Origin of the sequence: Bradyrhizobium septentrionale (assembly GCF_011516645.4) — a bacterium.
In the GTDB taxonomy this organism is placed as follows: domain Bacteria; phylum Pseudomonadota; class Alphaproteobacteria; order Rhizobiales; family Xanthobacteraceae; genus Bradyrhizobium; species Bradyrhizobium septentrionale.
Genome location: NZ_CP088285.1, coordinates 2,001,314 through 2,019,285, shown reverse-complemented (window position 1 = coordinate 2,019,285; position 17,972 = coordinate 2,001,314). Strand labels below are relative to the sequence as shown.

The window sequence follows — 17,972 nt, the reverse complement described above, 5'->3', positions numbered from 1 at the left end:
TATCCTGATGATTTTCGCTCGATCCGTACTGGTTAATTTATCGTTCAGTGGGGTGCCGAGACGTGGGGGGCCAGCCGGCCGCCTCTCATTTATCAAACGCCCAAGGCTCTTTGGGTCATAGTTATTTCGATCGGGGGAGACGCCAGATGACGCTTGCGACTTCAGTCGGAACGGTCGGCCGCATAGTAGACAACTCACTTGCATATCTGACATTGACAGATGTCGAGGACACCCTCTGCTTTGTACCCAGCGTTTTGGACGGTTATCGAGGTCAATCATTCGCCGAGTACGGCATTTTGCCCGGAGCCACCGCGGCCGTCGAATGGGACGTCGATGCTGGAACGGTGGTTCGCGTCGCCTTGGGATCCGATGCTCTCAGCGAAGCCGAGACGCGCCGACATGCATTCGGCCATGGCGGCGATGGCGGTCGGGAGAGAAAGGCCTCCGATGCGGAAGAACCGCTCGATGCTCCTGTGATCGAGCTCGAGCCGGGAGCCGATCCGAAGGGCAAGGCCGTCGTCCTGAGCGCGTTACCGCTGAAAACCCGGCAATTCGGCAAGATCGTCGACACTTCGGCGCTTCTCCCGGGCGACCTGATGCTCGCGAGGGAATGTGCGCCGGATAAGATGAGCGAGATGATCGTCAAGACGCAGGAGTGGGGCGGCTATCACGGCCAAGACGCGAAATGGTCCCATGCCGCGATGTATCTGGGCGACGGCGCGAGCGTCATAGAGGCAACCACCGATTCGATGACACAGGGATCGGTACGAGTGACGAGCCTTTTCGACTACTCGCAGGGAGCTCATGTATTGCGATTCCGGCGCTCGCGATACATCTCCGACGATCGTCAGAGGTGGCGCCTCTGCATTCGTGCGATGACCCGTTTGGGAAAGGAGTATGGTGTCGCGGAAGCGGTGAAGATCTGGTTCAATGTCGCTGTGCGGGGCCGGACTTTCATCAGCGATGACATGCGCAGGTACGCGAACGACGCGGTCATATGTTCGTTGCTCTACGCCGATGCTTACGGCGAGGCCGTCAGGCGGAGCCTTGGCGAACGGGAGGGAGTTTGCGTGCCGGCTTGGCTGAGCGGATCGGACGAGTTCGAGGATATCGCCACGAACTGGCTGAAAATCTCCCGTTAGCGGCGGGAGGGCGCCAAGCGGCGAATCTCCCCTGAATAGGCGTTCTGAAGTTTCATCGAAAGCGTGGACGTCGTATTGTCGCCGGCCGCGTCGTAGATCTTCATCAACATGCGGATGGCCGCGGCGGCATCTTCATCGTCGGGATTCTTCTTCAATCGTCGTTCGAATTCGATCCGGGACGCCGCGATGGCCGAAAAGATGCGGCTGGGAGGGGCCTGCACCAACCACCTTGGTAGTTTGGTCCATGAAATCCGCATCGCTTTTATTCCGCAGACACCCCTCGATCACGGTCGTGATCGTGTTGGTGCTCTTAGCCCATTCTCTGTAACCCTTAGAGGTCTCCGCGAGCAATGCATCGCGCTGCTCCAACTCTCGCAGGCAGTGGAGTGCGAACCGGCGGAGGAAAAAGCCTAGAAGTGCAGTGTTTCGGACGAATTTCAGTAACCTGTCCAATCGCTGCTGTGCCGGCGGATGCGACGAAGTTGCGTTCTGTTCGAAGGCTTCGAGCCGCCGTCCGATCGCGAGCACAAGCCAGGCACCCAGCAAGCTCGCCACGACTGCTTGTTTGCATTTCGCTGAGCGGATACCGAGTTCGAAGGCGCGCTCGTCGGCCGCGAATTCGTCGCCGTGCGAATGCTTTACGCCGAAATCGTCGTTCAGGACATGCCCGCACTCGTGCAACAGTAGGAATCTTATCGCGTGCTCACGAAAATGATTGCCCGTCTCTAATGGATGGCCGAAACGAGCCGGGTGAGGAAACAACGGCATGATTCCGAACCCGGTGAAGAATGAAGGTGGACCCGCCACGCCCATTTCAGAATAATTCTTGAAGAGGAAGTCGAGCTCGCCGGCTATTCTTTCCGGATAGAGCGACGCCAGCGCGTCCTTATTCTCGTATTGCCGAAGGGCCCGCATCGTCCGAAATTGCCGCCGGTCCGTTAAACCGCAGGCGCAATAGTCCCCCAGAATGATGGTCTGCTGAATGAGCGCGGGCAGATTCAAGGAGTAGAGTTCCGCGGAGAACGACACGAGCATCAGGGCGCCATTCGGAACACAGATCGCATGACCGGGTTTACAGTCTTCGACGAACCCGTTGAACTCGGCGTCATGAACCGCTCCGACTGCGAGCAAGTCTGAGAGCTGCAGCTTAGTGCTTACGTCGGCGGGCAGGTTCTTCACCAATCGGGCGTAAGCGTCTCTCGCCCAATCGATCTCATCCACGAGCGCACGATACAGGTCCGGCGCGCCACCAAGTGCGTCCGGGAAAATCGGCTTCATGAGCTCTATCAGCTCGGGCGGCAGCTCGGTGAGCGATGAACCGCGACCATTCGGCGGAACGAGACGCAGCAGCCATGCGGAGACTTCGTGCTTGTCCTTCTCGCGAGCCACAAGTTCGGCCGGGGTCATGCGCGGATATTCCTGAAATTCGTAGCTCGATCAGGCTCGCATTTTCGGCGGTGAGGAGCAATCCTGCGATCCCGTCGCGCTAGAAATAGAACTACCTCCCGATTTATGTCATGGTTTGCGCAACCCGGGAGGGAGCTGATGGCCAACGAGAAGAGTTTGATATTTGCTAACAAGCCGGAGCTGACCGAGCAAGAGAAGCTCTTTGAGGATACTCACAAGCGAGCAATGGAGCTCGTTAGGCGCACCGAGCAAATGATGCTGTCCGTCGTAAAGACGCAGGTCATCGTTGAAGGCTTCATGATCGAACTGCTCGAAGCGTACGGAAAGGACCCAAGCCATTTCTTCTACACCGGAAAGAAGATCGAAGAATTGAGGGATAGGATCGATCCACCCGAAGTCGGTCGCCCGATCTGGGAGCTTTTGTCTCTATGCTCACATGTACGGAACGAACTCGTTCACTCGCTCCAAGTGGATAAAATCAAGGAGAAAAGCCAGAAAGTCCGCGAAGCTTATTTGGCTATGACACCAGAAGGCGCGCGCAAAGAAGGCATCAAGGGCATGAATGACACGGAGCTAGTGACCGACGCCATTCGCCACTGCGGCAGCTATATCGTGATTGCGACCTACGCCAAAGGAGCCGCCGATAAGAAGGCTAAAACGACGCCGGGATAGGCGTCCGATGGACCGTCGCCAGCGCTGTCACGTTCCTCTCCTCCGGGAAATTCTCCAGCGCTAACAGAGCCAGCTTGACCAATCGCGGCAGCGGATCGGTCTGCTTCTCCCAGGTGATGATGGTCTGCCGGGATTTGACGCCAAGCGCGATCCGCAGCGTCTCCTGGGTGAAGCCGTTACGCTTGCGCCATTCCGGGAGTTCAGTGCCGCGCATCGGTCGGCTCCACAGTGGTGACGCTCTCCTCGACGGCGACGTTGCCGCTCCACCAATTCAGCCTGACTTTCCGAGTGCGAAAGACAAGCCGGTGCAGGCCGGTGGCGAGCGCGGCGCGGATGTCCAATTTATGGACGTCAGATTTTTGGACATTTCGGGTTGATTCGCTCATGGACGCCTCTGAAATTGCTAATGAATGTGGATTTCCGGACCATCACCATAGCGACAGATGGTTAAAAACGACTTAAACTGCAGATTCATTGACAATCATCCGCTACCTCCTCCTGCGGACGAGGCGCGCAAGAACGATCTCGCCGGCAATGAGCAGGACGAGTGCGCCGAAGGTGTAGGCGTCGTGGATGTTGTAGATAATTGCGGCCCAGCCGATGGTCTTCATAGGACAATTCCCACGTGCCTGGCTTACGCCAAGCGAGTTGCGTGATGAATCGTCCCTGCTCAGTCATAACCCACTGGGCGCGGTACTCCGCGTGAGTACCGGGAAGATCTTGGCGACCGGCGGCATGCCGGGTCTTCATTTGCGGGCCGCTGATGACCCTTACTCATTATTCTTCGCCATCGCGACACGGGTTGATGTCGGTCTGATGGGTTTAGAGTTCTCTAATGGGGCCTGAGTCCGTGGCGGTTTCAAGGCAGTGCGACCAGCGGCTCACGTGACGTCTGGCGGCATTTTGGACGACTCTGCCGCGTTAATATCGACGCTGTCATCTGTGGGACAGATGGGTTGAGCGAGCACCGTTACCGTTCGTCTTTCTTCGACGCGAGCAAAGGCAGCGTCATCCGTTGTGGCGTATCTCGCCCCAGCTGGCCGTGCGGCGAACAGCCACTGGCGGCGCGAATCTGCCGCCGCCTTTCGCCGCCCTGAACTGTGAATACGCGGGATAAGGGAACTTATTGCCGGAACATATGCGGAACCGGGTATAACCTTGGCGTAGTACCGAGTCGCGTCCCGCAACCAACGATAGGAGATCGAATGTTGAGACCGCAGGCCCGCACCACGCGGCGCCACTGGGAAACATTGAGCGACGACCAGCTCCTCGATACGGAGCTTATGACTGATGATCCCGAAAGCCTACCCAACCTCGTCTATGAACTTCCGGCCGACGACGAGGATCCATACGTCGAGTACAAGTACGATCTCAGGAAATCAGAAAGGAAGATGTTTTCCTGCGTACACGGCCACCATCAGCACCATGCCGGCTTCGTCATGCGCAAAGGCGAATCTCGCTTCTTGGTCGGCTGGATCTGCGCCAAGACGATCTATGGCGAAGACTTCGAGAATTACACCGCCGACTTCGACGCGGCGGTCAGTAGACAGGACGCGCTCAGGCGCGTTCGTGAGATCAAGGTCGCAATTCACCCTTTCGTCGAGTACCTAAATGCGATCTCGAGTTCGGAAGTATTCCGACATTTCAACAGAGTCCGCGGTCAGCTAGAGACCCAGATGCCCTGGGTCTTCGATACGCTTGCCTGCCGCTGCTTCCATGGATCGACACATCATCGGCGCGTCATTGCCAAAGAGATTGTGTGCTCCAGGACTGGATGTGCGCCAAGAGTTCAGCCGATTGATGGCGGACTTCGCGGCAGCGCAGATTACACTAGTCGGAGAACCGGAGAAAGCTGCGAAGCTCATCGGCGCCATCCGAGGTAAGATGGAAGGCTTGGCCAAGCGGACTGAAGTAATCCTCGACACGCTCCGCGAAGTAGAGGACTTTTTCCAGCCTGCTGTGTTGGCTGCCATCTGCAAGTTGGCAAATGAGCACGACAACCCGAAGCGCAGAAAGTACGAGGCTGGATTGCTCTCACTGTCGTGCAAGAGAGAGCGTGAAAAGACGACGATCACGATGCCGAAGGATTTTGAGCTGCCGTCGCGAAAGCCACTTGAGACGTTCCGAGCGGCTCTTGCCGGTGTGAAGGTCTAAAATCCAAAGTGCTCTGGAGCTTCCATAGCCCTTTCCGTTTATGCCCACCGCACGAGTACTTCTTCAGATGCCAAAAAGCCTCTCGTAGATATTTTCTGGCCAGCATCGCCCTGAGGATGGTAGTCGAAGCCGCCCGCCGCATTATTTAATATGAACAGACTTACTTGCAGCGCTCCTCCTCAGCCGCTATCTGGGGCGGACATCAGTCGGCCAACTAGTCAATGAGTACGCGCCCTAATCAAGGCCGCTCGCCCGCAATGGCAGCGCGCCGAAGGTGGCTTGCTGTTGATTTGCGAACCCTCGCGCAGACAACGAAGCCGTTGCGCCTGCGTACCCTGCCATCAAGAGCAGATCGATCTCTTCCGGCGCGAACGTATTCAAGCGCGTGCGCATCGATGCTGCGCGTTTCGTTTGCTCCATAGAGATGGCTGGCACGCCGGACACATCATAGTCGGCGATCGGAGTGTCGATGCCCCAGTAAGCGACTTTGCGCTGACCAAGATTGTTCACACCAAACAGAATGCGCTTGCGCGAATTCTCGGCCTGTTGAGAGACGAGTTCAAGCGTTCGAAAAAACTGACCTACCCATCGGCCGGTTGGCGAACCAACCTCAGGCGTATTGCGACCAGCATTGCTGACAAGTACTGTCCGACATCGCCTCCAGATGCGCTCAAGACCCATATTGTCGTAAACACCGCCGTCGGTAAGAACGGCAGTCCGCGTGAATGGAGCGCGATGGAGATCAGTGCCCCGCATTGGCTTCACATCACCATCACGAAACTCGATCCGGACCGGTGAAAGGAATGGTGGAAAGGCCGACGAGGCAGCGACCACGCGCGACAAACTTAGCGTTGGCCTTTCGATTTGGCCAACCCGATGGTCAGCAGCATAATCCTTTGCAAACCTCCAACCGCTGCCGGTCTGCAAATTCGTTGCCATGAACGTGAAGCGTGGGCGATCAGTGACGTCCTGTAGTGTAGCGCCATTAAAGAGATGCGCATCGTAGGCACGAACGACTTCATCCGCAGCACTACGCCCGGGAAGCAACCCAAGCACGATCGCACGCACATCCAAAGGATGCCCAGCGAATGCAAGCAAGGGCTTTGCGACTATTTCATTGAGGTTCGTGGCAACCCCATCTGCCGTAAACTGGAGCTGATGCCAAGCGAGGGCCAGCATGCCGGCAGTGATCGAACCGCCGGAAACGCTGCTAACTTGATCGAGCCGAGAAAGTAGACCTAGCTCATTGAGCCGCGTGAGCGCGCCAACATGATAAATCATCGCGCGGAAGCCGCCTCCGGAGAGGCAGAGGCCTAATGTATCCTCGACTTTGGTTGCTGTTAAGAAGTCATCCCGAGCTGAATGGCGTTCGAAGCTTGTCTGAATATCAGTCGAGCTCATGGCGAGAAATGCCCCCCGAAATAGGCGTTCATCCTGACCGCGTCGGATCGAAGCTTAGCAAGGAAAACTCTCCACAGTGGGCCGCAATCGCCATCAGCCCGGGCAAGCCGTCTGCGGCAAGCTCTGCGCCCAGATAGGCAAGTTGCGCGATGTCGGTTTCGCTAGGTCGCGCGTTCGCGTAGCGCGGATGCGAATGCCACTCGCCGAGATATCTCACCTGATGCATCGACCGACGCGCGACGTCATCGATAGACTTCGCTAAGCCGACGACGCCGCGCTCGAACTGGGTCGGGCTACCAACGCTGTCCTCAGGCTCGGGGAACGCATGAGCAAGATGAAGAGAGAAGCGGCTCCAATCAGCGATACCGACGAACGCTCCTCCGGTCTCGTTCGGCAGACGGAGATCGCGCAACGCAGCAAGCTGAACAAGAAATCCGCGATCATAGCTGACCTGCCAATTACCGACCGTGAACCGGTAAACCGGTTCGCCTTCTCTTTGAACGACCTGGACAGAGCCGCGTTCGCCCAAGGTCCAGATCGTCAATTTGGCGCCATCGTTCGCAAGATTCTCGGTGATCCCGCCTGCAGCCAAGGCGCTTAAGAGAGCCGCTCGCGTTGCCGGTATCGTATTCGTCAAGGAACGGCACGAGCCGCTGTAGCGCACGCCCCCTTGGGAGAGGTCGAGATGCTCGGCCAGAGACGGCTCGGTCAGAATGAGGCGGTGATATTGCGCCTCGAGATCGCGCAGCGTGACATCGCGCCGTGCATCTTCTGTAAGCAAGACGACGGCGGTGCCCGAAGGATTGAAGAAGACACAGACGCGGCGTGCAGCAAAGGGCAGATCGCTCACATGGCGTGCGACGCCGACCGATGCTGACGCGTCAATGATAATGGTAGCAGCTGCATAGGCGGCATCCAGCGTCGTCTGCTGATCCGAGTTCGGCGTGAGCACGCTGGCCACGATCGCGGATTGGGGCTCGTTCAGCAATGCCGAGATCTGCCTGGCCAATGCGTTGGCCTTGGGCGCGCCGATCTCGTCCGCCAACAGTGCGTGACGTGCCATGTTGTGCGGCAGGAGCGCGTCGCCGTCGACGACGGTCCACTCGAAAGCACCTTCGCGGGCGAGATCCATGGCGAGCTGGGAGCCGAGCGAACCGGCGCCGATCAGCACGACCTTTCTTCGGTCCGCGGCTTCGGCACCGGCGATCGAGGCCGCGAGATCCCGATCGAAGGCGAAATGGACCTGCGCCGGCATGAGAGGCAACGAAGCTCCCGCGACCGGCGCTTCGGGGAACGCGCGGACGTAGCCTTTGCCGACGTTGTTGGCGTGCAGTACGCCTAGAAGGACGCCGATCTCGCCCGCGGCGTTGGTGGTGATGAAGGCCCGGAAGTCGTCGGCGGCACGACCTCCTTCGGTGGTCACCGGGAGACCGACGACGATGGCGAGGCGGCCGGCCATCCGCCTGACGCCGTCGTCCGCGATGCCTGTCCACGCTTTCAATCGCTGCTTGATCTCGTCCAACAGCTTGAGGCCGCTCGGTGCCAGTTCGGTCGCCAGGCTCTCCAAGGTTCGAGGTAAGCGCCGGATCGACGTCATGACCTGCGGAGGCAGCGCGAAAGCCATCACGGTCAGGCCGATGCCGCCCGGCCGAGCCTGGTTGGACGGAAGGGCGAAGACCAGGCCCTGATTGTCGGCACGTACGAAACCCGCGAACTCGGAGATCGTGGACCCGGCCTTGAAGACGCTGCGCGGCAACACCAGGGACATGTCCGCGCCGTAGAACAGCGGATCCGGAGGTTGTGCCGGATCATGGAGTTCGCCGCGCGCCGCCTTGGCCAGCCAAAGCTGTACGAGCCGCGACAATTCTGCCGGCGTGTAGGTCAGGCGCGCTTCCGACCACGGCCGATCGTCCACGCAAAGCGAGAACGGCATCCCTTCGGGCACACCATTCTGATGCATGGTGTGGGGAAAGTCGTTCCGCAGCGCCAGTACCGCAGGACGGCCCTGCGGCGACGGGAAGAGAATGCCGATCGGCTCGTGGGCACGGATCGGGTGGGCGAGGTCTTGGGGGCGCTCCACGTCGATCTCGACATGGACACCGACGTAGCCGGTCGCCTTGTCCTCCTTGATCTCGACGAATGTGGTCGCCGCAACGCCGGCGATCACTGCTTTCGCGAACGAACGCGCCGGCCCGGGGGCGACGTCGTCGACCGTTGTCGCCTCTCCGAAGGCGGCCCACCAGGCGTGGATCGTCACGCCTAGCCCGCCCGCACCGGGGTCGCCGCCACGCTCACTGCGCCGGCGGCGGTGGCGGAAACGAGCAACAGCTGGGCGCCGCGTTCGGTGATCTCGATGGTCGTCGGCTTGGGCTTGCTCTTCGAGGGCAGATCCATGGTGACCTTAAACTGGCCGTCCTTGAGGTCTGCGACTAAGCGGTAGTAGGCCGCGGCTTGGCGGTGCGGCGGCTGCGGATCGAGGTCCTCGTCGCTGCCCTTGATCGGGATCGACCAGCTGGTGGACATCATGATGGAGCGCTCGCGCCCCTGTGTCTCGCACAGCCACTTGACCTCGCCGGTCGGCTTCGTGACGTCGACGCCCTTCTCCGGCCCGATCGAGAGGTAGGAGCAGTGGTGCGGGATCTTGAAGATGTCCCAGAGCAGCCGGTCCTGGTTGCCGTGGCGCTCGGACGTGGTCACGATCTGGTTGATCGTGTCGTTGTTGATGTCCGACATGAAGAGCGCGCAGGTCTCGCGGCTTCCCTCCCGGAACGTCGCCTGGAAGACCACGCTGTGCTGGTTGCGGTCGACGATCTCGCTCTCGTTCTGATGCCAGCCGAAGGGGCTGTGGATGAAGAACTGGACGCGTTCGGGACCGAACATCGAGAAGCCGGGTACGTACTGGCCGGCGTCAGTGATGAGGTGCGCGCGCGATTCCAGAGTCAGGCCCTGCTTCTCCAGCCATTCCTTGAGCTTGGTCGGGCGCGAGAAGACGCGGATGCCCTTGCCGACGCGCAACCGGTGCCGCGCCTCCTGACGGATGATGCGCGCACTATCCTCGCAACCATCCTCCAGGATCGCCGCCGCGGGCACCCACAACTCGTCGATCTTGATCCGGCCTTCGCCGTGGTACTTCGCGGCATGTTCGAGCCAGAAGAAGTCGCCCGAACCGCAGCAGTGGTCGTCGTCGAGATGGGTGTAGCAGACCACGTCGTAGTAGTCGCGCTTCGCCGCGCGCAGGTCGGCCTTGAGCACCTCGGGCAGGTCGACGCGGTCGTCCCACATGTCGTCGGGATTGCGCATGTCGGCGTAGTCGACCAGCATCTTGCGGCCGTTGGCCATGTCGATGCGGGTGCAGTCGGCGTTGCCGAGGGGATGAAAGGTAAGTTTAGCCGTCATTTCGGTCTCTCCGATTTATGCGGTGATTTCCGGACATCGGAAGGCCGCGTTGAGGCTTCTCGACACTTTCCTATGGGCCGTAACATCTCCGACCCTGATATCTCTGTCGCAGGGTGTCCTCGTTGAAGGAGAGGATCCGGCCCTTCTTCGAGCGGAAGTCCATCGTCGAGGAGATGTCCTTCGAATTGCCCTTGAGGTTGACGGCGCGATAGACGCCGGTGTGGTCGCCGATTGACTTGACGATCACGTCGCCCGTCTTGGTCGTCATGAGCCGGATGCCTTGCTCGTGGAGCAGCTCCCGGATCTCGTCGCGCGGATGATCGTATTGGTTGGCGTAGTTCGACGAGCAGATCGCCAGGCGCGGCTCGAGGCGGGCGAGGAAGCCCTTGGTGGTGAAGCCGTTGTCCGCCCCGTGATGAGCGAGGATCATCACGTCGGTCTCCGACTTCAGGATCCGCGAGCGCCGCAAGCGTGCCGAGATGTTTGGGGATTCGACGTCGCCGAGGCTGAGGACATTGAAGCTGCCCTGACGGAAGTGCTTCACCGTCGAATTGTTGTTGGCGCAGTCCTCGTCGAAACGAAGCGGATTGTAGAGCGTGTCCTTGAATGCCAGATCCCCGGCCTTCTGAAGTGCGGCGATGTACCTGGGCGTGAGGTGACGGATCGTCGGCGTGCGATTCGCCTTCAGCTGCGCGTCCCTGTAGGCGGCGATGATCTCGAGACAGCCTTCTCCATGATCGGTGTAGGGATCGTAGCCGGGGCACTCGATCAGCAGCGGCCGGACCAGGCCGAGGAGCTCCTGCAGTTCGTGCCGATTGCAGTGGTCCGCGTCCCAACTGGTGATGTGGAGGGTATTGGCGGTCTCGACGCCGCAGCGGTGCATCTCGTACAGGAGTGCGACCTTGCTGAGCTCGGTCAGGCGCCCCTCGATGACCGTGAAGTGTCCGTCGGCGAAAAAGGAGAAGGACGAGCCGGGAACTCCGAGTTGATACGCGCGGAACCGCGTCACGATGCTCTTCATCATGCGGCTTCATCCCCGGTCGTCGTCCGGGGGCGCGGTAGGGCTTCAGGTCGGTTCGGGACAGCCATGACTGCTCCAAAATCGGGAAAGCTCTTATTCCCTACAACTTACCCGACTCTGGCTGAAAAAACACCAATACAATATTAATTATCCGCAATGTTTGTAATAAACACACAAACGTTTGCAGTGTTGACGAGTGGTCCGAACTACGATTCTCTGGGGCAACATGGCTGATTTGGAGATCTACCGGATCATCGGCGCGAGCCTGGCGGCGCGACGAAAGAAACTGCGCCTGAAGCAGGCGGAGGTGGCCGATATGATCGGGCTGACGAGGGCGTCGCTGGCCAACATCGAGAGTGGGCGACAGAAGCTGATGCTCCATCAGGTCTACAGGCTTGCGAAGGCGCTGCAGGTCGAGTCGATCATCGACCTTGTTCCGAGCAGCTTTTCGTTCGAGCAGGCGAGCGGTCCGCTGATGATCGAAGGCAGCGACGTGAACGATACACAGCGCGCACAGATCGAGAACTACGTGAGACGGACGGGCGGGAGCCAGAAATGAACGAACTGGATGAGGCGAGAGCGCAAGCGAGTGCCCTAGTCAAAAGACTCGGTCTGAAGGTGCCGCCCGTGCCGGTGGACAGACTCGCGAAGGTCCTGGGAGTTCGCATCGAATACACGCCCTTCGACGACGAATTGTCCGGCATGGCGTTCATCCGGGACGGCAAGCCGGTGATTGGCGTCAACTCGAACCACCATCCGAACCGCCAGCGCTTCACCATCGCGCACGAATTGGCACACGTGGTGCTGCATCGAGCGAAACTGGAGGCGACGGTGTTGATCGACAAGGGCAGAAATTTCATCCCGCGCGATTCCATTTCGGCGGAAGGCATCGATCCACTCGAAAAGCAGGCCAATGCGTTCGCTTCCGAACTTCTGATGCCGGAGCGGCTCGTGCAGCAAATCATGGCGGAATCGTCGCGCGATATCCAGGATGACGACTATCTGATCGGCATCGCCAATCGCTTCCGCGTCAGTCTTGCTGCTCTGCAAATCAGACTCGCAAGACTATAGGCAGCGGCGGTCGTGGCATTCGTCCTGTACGATCTCGAAACGTCAGGGTTGAACAAGCGCTTCGACCAGATACTTCAGTTCGCCGCCGTCAGGACCGATGCAGACCTCAACGAGACGCACCGGTTCGAGACGAGATCGCGCCTCTTGCCTCACGTTGTTCCGTCACCGCAGGCGTTGCTGGTCACCGGGCATACGCTGGCCGAAGCCAACAGCCCTTTCAGACAGTCGCACTATTCGATGGTGTGCGAGATCGTGAACGTGCTGGCTTCTTGGTGCCCTGCGACTTTTCTCGGTTACAATTCGATCCGCTTCGACGAGGAGTTTCTGCGGCAGGCGTTCTATCAATGCCTGCATCCGATCTTTCTGACCAACAGGAACGGTAACGCTCGCGCCGACGTACTCAACCTGATGCGCGCCGCGACGACCCTGCATCCATCGGTCATGCACGCGGGACTGGAGCGGGACGGTCGTCCCACGCACCGACTCGGTGCCATGGCCGCGGCGAACGGCGTCCCGTCACGCGCGCTCCACGACGCCGCGGCCGACGTCGACGCCATGCTTGGTCTATGCCGGCTGGTGCGCGCCGGCGCGCCCGACCTCTGGTCGACTTTTCTCCGCTTCTCGGCCAAGCCGGCGGTCGTCGATTTCGTCCGGGACGAGGACGCTTTCGCCTACTTCGACTATTTCGGGCGTCCGCAGGTCATGCATTTCCTGACGAGGGTCGGAGTCAACCCGAACGACGGAAATTCTCACTATTGCCTCGACCTCGCGTCCGACATCGACGCCTTGCGGAAGCTCGATGACGGCGAACTATCTCAGCGCCTGACGCAGGAGCCGCGTCCCATTCGCAGACTGAAGGTCAACGCATCGCCCCTGCTCTATCCTTTGTGGGACATCGAACCCGATCGGTTCGTGGATCTCACCGAAGACGAACTGACGCGGCGAGCGTCTTCGGTTCGCGGCGACCCTGAATTTATGGCGGCTTTGACCCGCGCGGCAGCATCGATCGAGCCGATCTATCCGCCCTCCGAGCATGTCGAGCAACAGATCTATGGCGGAAGTTTCATCTCGGATGCCGATTCTGCGTTGTCTCGGCAGTTTCATAGCTTGCCATGGCAGGACAGATTGGACTTTGCGCAGCGTTTCCAGGACGATCGACTGAGACGACTTGCACGCCGTCTCATCTTCTTCGAGAGCCCTCACGTCTTGGAGGAGCCTGAGCGCCGCCTGATAGTCAATGATATCGCGGCGCGCCGTCGTGGCGAGGGACGATACACAGCGCCGCCTTGGACGACTGTTCCTCAAGCTCTGTCCGAGCTCGACGCCATGATCGGAGAACAATCGGAAGCTCTCAAAATCGAATTCCGTTCGCTCTGACAGCGATGGGCAAGGAGGGAAAATACTGCGGTTCTCCGGGCTACCGAGCGTCGGAGGGTAGAAAGGCCAATAGCCTTGCGTCTCATGGATGGAACGAAGACGCAATTTTCTTGATGGCATGCGATGAGAGCAATTCGGGCCGTCAAGATGCGGCTTGCACGATCGCAAATACTAAAAATAGAAGTGCTGTAGCTATTGCACTCTATCATTGGTTGATTAAGCTTCTGGCGTTTATTTTGAGCCGGCCGCGAGCCAGCCATGACGTAGCTCATAGTTCCGTGAGGCTGATCGGGAGAAATCATGGCCAAAGCTGAACAAGTCGTACCCTCCAACGACAAGCGACGGGACGTCGGGCTCGTCTACGACGATGATTCCTTAGCAGAGGGCCCCGCGACGCATGTACTGATTCTCGGGATCGGATCGTACCAGTCCTCGAGGCTGAAATCCGTCAGCACGTCGGTGATCTCAGCAAGAAATCTAGCAGACTGGTTTGTTGATGACCAAAAGGCGCGCTTCTCGAACGAGAACTGCAGCCTTGGAAGCTTGGCTATCCTGCTGTCTGAAGACAAAACGGGACGCTTGTCGACCTATGCTGGAGGCGAAGTGCCGCGCGCAACTTTCGCCAATGCGAAAGCTGCCATGCAAGCTTGGCTCGACCGTATCAACACCAACAAGGATAACCTCGCGATCCTGTATGTGGCGGGACATGGTGAGAGCTTTGTAAATCGGACGTCGTTTTTGTTAGAGGATTACGGTCGCGATAAGTACGACGCCACGGCTGGCATGGTCGAGGTGGAACAATTGATCGGTTCGCTCGAGAATGCGATGCCGGTATCGCAGTTACTATGTTTCGATTGCTGTCGTAATCCGACTGCTGCCGATCTTCCATGGAACGAAATTGGCGGTAACAAGCTGATTGCGCTGACGCGTCGAACTGACGATCACGGCGAACCAAGAAAGCAATGGGTGATCTGCTCAACATCACTCGGTACAGCTGCGGCTGGCATGAAAGATGGGCCGACTTTATTCAATACTGCGTTGCTACAGGGCCTAAACGGCGTAGCAAGCGACCCCGGCGCTGATGGCTGGCCCGTGCGGCCGGGCCTACTGTTTGACAAGATCGATAAGATTCTGGCCTTGCATCGTTTGCCTGACCAGAAGCCCCAAACGCCAGCAGGACGCTGCGCCGGATCATTTGACATAACGTTTCCCGGCGAATTCACAGACGTCCCAGTCTACATCACGCTGAAAGACCCCGCGAAATGGCCCGACAGCACCATTAACGTTTCGGTTGACGGAACGCTCGTTCCTCCCGCGATCAGAGGCAAAGCGAACCAGTCACCGTTCCACGTTAGGAAATTTCAAGAATTGTCCGTTTTGGAGATTGATGCTCGAGGTGGTCCCGCGAGTCTGGGATCTGCGAAAGCAAAAGTTCGCGCGCCCTCCCTGTTCATTACGGTTGACCAGCAGCCGGTGCCGTTGCGAAAGGTTAGAACACCTGGATCGCAAGCAATCTTAGAGATCGAAGTTCCTTCCCAATATCACACCGGAATTGGCGGCGTCGCGAGCATTACACGACGCGATGCACGCCAGTCACCCGCTTACACATTTCCGATCGCCACGGGTGAATTTGATGTGGGCCGGATCGCTATCGAACCAGGCGAAGTGACAGTCGCTCTGCACACACCAGACGGACGCATTCAGTCCCGAGATGTAACCGTACAGGAGCAAGAGACAACGAGGGTAATCTTCGATTCCTTTCAATCACCGCACGAATGGCTGGTGTCGGCAGTGTTGACGGGTGCGATCCACCCCCCCTCGACAGAGACTGTGCAGATGGCCGCGGGCGGGTCTGAGGTGGTCGTCGAAGCGTTTGGTGGCGTTGGCATGATCCGCGGTGCAGTCTTCGCTCGCGCGCCGGCAATCAAAATCAATCATGTCGATGATGACGAACGGTATGCTCGTTTCGATTTTCGGGACGAGAGAACTCGGCCAGATCGCCCGCTTCAAGATCGGCGCTGGCTGACCATGGATCGTCTCGTCAGGACGTTCGAATTCCAGCGATCTCGGCCCCGCTTTCCATTCGCTCGAATTACGATGGGCCGTCGATCAGAGTTGGCCGCTATCCCGACAAGTGTGGCCAGGTCGGAGTGGCGATCCTACGCGTTGATCGATCGTTCTGCACATCGTGACACGCCAATGACCACGATGGTCGTCGACAATCCGCTATGGTCGACTCTTCTTGGCTTCCTGGGCTCGCGAGATATGACACAGAGCTCAGTTCTACTTGATCATCGCCTCCTAGTACACGCGGTCAACGCCATAGAGGATAAGGTCGCTAATCCTCTCGCAGCAGTTGCTGGCGCATTGATCGCAGTCTCTGGCAGCAGCTCTATAGAGGAGGAATGGGATCCATGGCTGCGCAACATTGTGCACTGGTTCCCAAGCATTCCAGATGGCCCAATCATTCTAGGGCGTCATCTTCTAAATAGAGCAAGAAGCCGGCGCGATATTCGCTTAGCCACGATGTGCATGATCGAGGGATTTTGGCGCGGCGTGCCTTGTTACTCGCTTACAGTCGATTGGCTCGCGCGTGGTCTGGAGAGCATTCCAGAGCCGCCGCCGGCAGTCATCGAGGCGGCGCGCCACGCGCGACGGCTCGCAAATCGCGTGGACCCCACACGAGCATTTACGGTCATCCTGGAACGGTGATGAAATCTGCCTCACCCATTTTCCGGCTGACCATGCATCCCGCCTCTGACGGTGATGCGCTTTTGCTCAGTTGGGGGAAGTCAACGGACCTGCGCCACGCCCTCATCGATTTCGGGCGCACCAAAGACTATCGGAGGTTAGCGCCCCTGCTTCGGCGAGTTCGGGAATTTGATCTCGTCGTCCTCACCCATATCGACGCGGACCATATTGAGGGTGCTGTTCCGCTTTTTAGGGAACGCCCGCTCCCATTTTCCGCCAATCAAGTATGGTTCAACGGATATCAACAGCTTGAGGCGGCAAACGATCGTTTGCCTTCATCGGAGAGAGAAACCTTAGGAGCGAAACAGGCCGAGAAGATAACGGTCGGCATTATCAACAGCAAGTGGCGTTGGAATGCAGCCTTTAGCTCGGGGATCGTCTCGACTGACAGCCCCGAAGCAAAGGCATCAATTCCGTTCGATGGTGGCTTGTCGCTAAAATTGTTGTCACCCGATGATCGAAAGCTCGCTCTGCTCTTACCGACATGGGAGGCCGAACTGAAAAAGGCCGGTCTTCGCACGACTGATCCGGACGAAGTTGAGGAGTCTCTGGCCGCTGGACGCGTCAACCTTTCCACGATGAATGTGGAAGCGCTAGCTCGACTACCCTTCAAGGAGGACACGACTAAGCCAAATGGCGCCAGCATCGCGTTTCTCGCCGAGGCGTCGGGCAAGCGAATTCTTCTTGCGGGCGACGCGCACCCTGGCGTCATAGAGAGGGCGTTGCGCGCGCGAAGCGCAAGCGAGGCTGCTCCTTTAAGGCTCGACTGTCTTAAAGTGTCCCATCATGGCAGCAAAGCGAACACGTCACCTACGCTCTTGAAGCTGATCGATTGCACATGCTTTGCGTTCTCGACGGACGGTACGCGTCACGACCATCCGGATCCCGAAGCGATTGCTCGCATTCTGGTGGCCGATCAGCATCGACCGAAGACCCTCGTGTTTAATTTCCGTCAAGAGAATACGGAGATCTGGGATGATGAAAATCTCAAGAAGCGCTGGAACTACGATTGCGTCTTTCCAACGAACAATTCCGCCGGGGCGTCGATAGACTTGTTGGAGGCAGGTTAGGTAACCATCAGGTGGTCGACGAGTGGCAATCTCTTGTCAATCCGCAGCGGCCGATCCCCGCGAAGATCGTCGAGCTGACCGGCATCACCAACCAGATGGTTCGGGAAGCGCCCCTGTTCCACGAGATCGCGGAAAGCTTCATGGCATTCATAGGCGACGGCATCTTCGTCGCCCACAACGTGAACTTCGACTACGGCTTCCTGTCGTACGAGCACGAACGGCACGAACGGCGCTTCCGCTTTCCGAAGCCGTGCACTTGCGTGGAAATACGGCGCCGTTATCCCGGGCACAAATCGTATAGACTCGGAACGTTGTGCGCGCGCGATCTACGATATCGGGCTCGAAGCGACGACGGTATCTCAGCGGAAGCGGATGTGAAATATCGAGACATAACTTTTGAAGGGCTATTGCGCGCTAGCTAGCTCGTTTAAAGGGCTAAGGCGGAGCTGATAAGTCTAACTCATCTCCAATGCGGCCTAACCTTTTCTCTCTTAGGAGCTTGTAGCTCAA

Annotated in this window: 19 protein-coding genes; 10 read left to right on the top strand and 9 right to left on the bottom strand. The window is 58.6% G+C overall.

Going from position 1 to position 17,972, the window contains the following annotated elements:
- Nucleotides 1–146: 146 nt before the first annotated feature.
- Nucleotides 147–1,142 (top strand): C40 family peptidase, encoded by a 996-nt coding sequence (locus tag HAP48_RS11465; RefSeq protein WP_166213703.1) that lies wholly within the window; start codon nucleotides 147–149, stop codon nucleotides 1,140–1,142.
- Here the strand turns inward: HAP48_RS11465 and HAP48_RS11460 are convergent.
- Together HAP48_RS11460 and HAP48_RS11455 are read right to left on the bottom strand one after the other, a co-directional pair.
- On the bottom strand, nucleotides 1,139–1,297 hold the full coding sequence (locus tag HAP48_RS11460; RefSeq protein WP_166213704.1) for a hypothetical protein: 159 nt from the start codon (nucleotides 1,295–1,297) through the stop codon (nucleotides 1,139–1,141). The two genes, HAP48_RS11465 and HAP48_RS11460, sit on opposite strands and share 4 nt — an antisense overlap.
- The gene (locus tag HAP48_RS11455; protein ID WP_166213705.1) at nucleotides 1,275–2,549 is read right to left on the bottom strand and encodes a hypothetical protein; all 1,275 of its coding nucleotides are present in this window, start codon (nucleotides 2,547–2,549) and stop codon (nucleotides 1,275–1,277) included. The genes HAP48_RS11460 and HAP48_RS11455 overlap by 23 nt, the downstream gene beginning before the upstream one ends.
- Before the next feature lie 138 nt (nucleotides 2,550–2,687).
- Here HAP48_RS11455 and HAP48_RS11450 point away from each other — a divergent pair, with 138 nt between their 5' ends.
- Nucleotides 2,688–3,221, top strand: a complete 534-nt coding sequence (locus tag HAP48_RS11450; RefSeq protein WP_166213706.1) for a hypothetical protein — start codon at nucleotides 2,688–2,690, stop codon at nucleotides 3,219–3,221.
- Here HAP48_RS11450 and HAP48_RS11445 read toward each other — a convergent pair.
- The 3 genes from HAP48_RS11445 to HAP48_RS49995 form a co-directional block, all read right to left on the bottom strand.
- Nucleotides 3,202–3,435: a hypothetical protein gene (locus HAP48_RS11445; RefSeq protein ID WP_166213707.1), complete on the bottom strand. Its 234-nt coding sequence runs from the start codon at nucleotides 3,433–3,435 to the stop codon at nucleotides 3,202–3,204. The genes HAP48_RS11450 and HAP48_RS11445 overlap by 20 nt on opposite strands.
- Complete coding sequence (locus HAP48_RS11440) at nucleotides 3,422–3,607, bottom strand: hypothetical protein (RefSeq protein WP_166213708.1); 186 nt, start codon at nucleotides 3,605–3,607, stop codon at nucleotides 3,422–3,424. The genes HAP48_RS11445 and HAP48_RS11440 overlap by 14 nt, the downstream gene beginning before the upstream one ends.
- A 102-nt stretch (nucleotides 3,608–3,709) precedes the next feature.
- Nucleotides 3,710–3,832, bottom strand: coding sequence for a hypothetical protein (locus tag HAP48_RS49995; protein ID WP_275949203.1), 123 nt, complete (start codon nucleotides 3,830–3,832; stop codon nucleotides 3,710–3,712).
- A 594-nt stretch (nucleotides 3,833–4,426) separates the two neighbouring features.
- Here HAP48_RS49995 and HAP48_RS11435 point away from each other — a divergent pair.
- Complete coding sequence (locus HAP48_RS11435; protein ID WP_166213709.1) at nucleotides 4,427–5,104, top strand: hypothetical protein; 678 nt, start codon at nucleotides 4,427–4,429, stop codon at nucleotides 5,102–5,104.
- A gap of 1 nt (nucleotide 5,105) precedes the next feature.
- The gene (locus HAP48_RS11430) at nucleotides 5,106–5,375 is read left to right on the top strand and encodes a hypothetical protein (protein ID WP_166213710.1); all 270 of its coding nucleotides are present in this window, start codon (nucleotides 5,106–5,108) and stop codon (nucleotides 5,373–5,375) included.
- Nucleotides 5,376–5,609: 234 nt separating this feature from the next.
- Here HAP48_RS11430 and HAP48_RS11425 read toward each other — a convergent pair whose 3' ends face one another.
- The 4 genes from HAP48_RS11425 to HAP48_RS11410 form a co-directional block, all read right to left on the bottom strand.
- Nucleotides 5,610–6,776, bottom strand: coding sequence for a patatin-like phospholipase family protein (locus HAP48_RS11425; RefSeq protein ID WP_166213711.1), 1,167 nt, complete (start codon nucleotides 6,774–6,776; stop codon nucleotides 5,610–5,612).
- A gap of 28 nt (nucleotides 6,777–6,804) precedes the next feature.
- On the bottom strand, nucleotides 6,805–9,033 hold the full coding sequence (locus HAP48_RS11420) for a ThiF family adenylyltransferase (protein ID WP_166213712.1): 2,229 nt from the start codon (nucleotides 9,031–9,033) through the stop codon (nucleotides 6,805–6,807).
- A gap of 2 nt (nucleotides 9,034–9,035) precedes the next feature.
- Nucleotides 9,036–10,172, bottom strand: coding sequence for a ComEC/Rec2 family competence protein (locus tag HAP48_RS11415; RefSeq protein WP_166213713.1), 1,137 nt, complete (start codon nucleotides 10,170–10,172; stop codon nucleotides 9,036–9,038).
- A gap of 70 nt (nucleotides 10,173–10,242) precedes the next feature.
- Entirely contained in the window at nucleotides 10,243–11,196 is a 954-nt protein-coding gene (locus HAP48_RS11410; protein WP_210292828.1) for a ComEC/Rec2 family competence protein, read from the bottom strand.
- 223 nt (nucleotides 11,197–11,419) lie between these two features.
- Here HAP48_RS11410 and HAP48_RS11405 point away from each other — a divergent pair, with 223 nt between their 5' ends.
- The 6 genes from HAP48_RS11405 to HAP48_RS11380 all read left to right on the top strand — a co-directional run bounded on the left by HAP48_RS11405 (nucleotide 11,420) and on the right by HAP48_RS11380 (nucleotide 17,884).
- Nucleotides 11,420–11,752 (top strand): helix-turn-helix transcriptional regulator, encoded by a 333-nt coding sequence (locus HAP48_RS11405; protein WP_166213714.1) that lies wholly within the window; start codon nucleotides 11,420–11,422, stop codon nucleotides 11,750–11,752.
- The gene (locus tag HAP48_RS11400) at nucleotides 11,749–12,264 is read left to right on the top strand and encodes an ImmA/IrrE family metallo-endopeptidase (RefSeq protein ID WP_166213715.1); all 516 of its coding nucleotides are present in this window, start codon (nucleotides 11,749–11,751) and stop codon (nucleotides 12,262–12,264) included. Before HAP48_RS11405 ends, HAP48_RS11400 begins: the two co-directional genes overlap by 4 nt.
- A 12-nt stretch (nucleotides 12,265–12,276) precedes the next feature.
- Nucleotides 12,277–13,641 carry an exonuclease domain-containing protein gene (locus HAP48_RS11395; protein ID WP_166213716.1) on the top strand — a complete coding sequence of 455 codons (1,365 nt, stop codon included), beginning with the start codon at nucleotides 12,277–12,279 and terminating at the stop codon, nucleotides 13,639–13,641.
- Nucleotides 13,642–13,941: 300 nt separating this feature from the next.
- On the top strand, nucleotides 13,942–16,353 hold the full coding sequence (locus HAP48_RS11390) for a caspase family protein (RefSeq protein ID WP_166213717.1): 2,412 nt from the start codon (nucleotides 13,942–13,944) through the stop codon (nucleotides 16,351–16,353).
- On the top strand, nucleotides 16,353–17,462 hold the full coding sequence (locus tag HAP48_RS11385; RefSeq protein ID WP_210292827.1) for a ComEC/Rec2 family competence protein: 1,110 nt from the start codon (nucleotides 16,353–16,355) through the stop codon (nucleotides 17,460–17,462). The genes HAP48_RS11390 and HAP48_RS11385 overlap by 1 nt, the downstream gene beginning before the upstream one ends.
- 11 nt (nucleotides 17,463–17,473) lie before the next feature.
- A complete protein-coding gene (locus tag HAP48_RS11380) occupies nucleotides 17,474–17,884 on the top strand; it encodes a 3'-5' exonuclease (protein WP_224497022.1) in 411 nt (136 codons plus the stop codon).
- Nucleotides 17,885–17,972 lie beyond the last annotated feature (88 nt).

What these genes read in the sequence shown, in the direction of transcription:
- HAP48_RS11410 (WP_210292828.1), bottom strand. Translation starts at nt 11,196, where the DNA reads ATGATGAAGAGCATCGTGACGCGGTTCCGCGCGTATCAACTCGGAGTT.
- HAP48_RS11445 (WP_166213707.1), bottom strand. Translation starts at nt 3,435, where the DNA reads ATGCGCGGCACTGAACTCCCGGAATGGCGCAAGCGTAACGGCTTCACC.
- HAP48_RS11435 (WP_166213709.1), top strand. Translation starts at nt 4,427, where the DNA reads ATGTTGAGACCGCAGGCCCGCACCACGCGGCGCCACTGGGAAACATTG.
- HAP48_RS11455 (WP_166213705.1), bottom strand. Translation starts at nt 2,549, where the DNA reads ATGACCCCGGCCGAACTTGTGGCTCGCGAGAAGGACAAGCACGAAGTC.
- HAP48_RS11440 (WP_166213708.1), bottom strand. Translation starts at nt 3,607, where the DNA reads ATGAGCGAATCAACCCGAAATGTCCAAAAATCTGACGTCCATAAATTG.
- HAP48_RS11450 (WP_166213706.1), top strand. Translation starts at nt 2,688, where the DNA reads ATGGCCAACGAGAAGAGTTTGATATTTGCTAACAAGCCGGAGCTGACC.
- HAP48_RS49995 (WP_275949203.1), bottom strand. Translation starts at nt 3,832, where the DNA reads ATGAAGACCATCGGCTGGGCCGCAATTATCTACAACATCCACGACGCC.
- HAP48_RS11400 (WP_166213715.1), top strand. Translation starts at nt 11,749, where the DNA reads ATGAACGAACTGGATGAGGCGAGAGCGCAAGCGAGTGCCCTAGTCAAA.
- HAP48_RS11425 (WP_166213711.1), bottom strand. Translation starts at nt 6,776, where the DNA reads ATGAGCTCGACTGATATTCAGACAAGCTTCGAACGCCATTCAGCTCGG.
- HAP48_RS11415 (WP_166213713.1), bottom strand. Translation starts at nt 10,172, where the DNA reads ATGACGGCTAAACTTACCTTTCATCCCCTCGGCAACGCCGACTGCACC.
- HAP48_RS11465 (WP_166213703.1), top strand. Translation starts at nt 147, where the DNA reads ATGACGCTTGCGACTTCAGTCGGAACGGTCGGCCGCATAGTAGACAAC.
- HAP48_RS11430 (WP_166213710.1), top strand. Translation starts at nt 5,106, where the DNA reads ATGGAAGGCTTGGCCAAGCGGACTGAAGTAATCCTCGACACGCTCCGC.
- HAP48_RS11385 (WP_210292827.1), top strand. Translation starts at nt 16,353, where the DNA reads ATGAAATCTGCCTCACCCATTTTCCGGCTGACCATGCATCCCGCCTCT.
- HAP48_RS11405 (WP_166213714.1), top strand. Translation starts at nt 11,420, where the DNA reads ATGGCTGATTTGGAGATCTACCGGATCATCGGCGCGAGCCTGGCGGCG.
- HAP48_RS11390 (WP_166213717.1), top strand. Translation starts at nt 13,942, where the DNA reads ATGGCCAAAGCTGAACAAGTCGTACCCTCCAACGACAAGCGACGGGAC.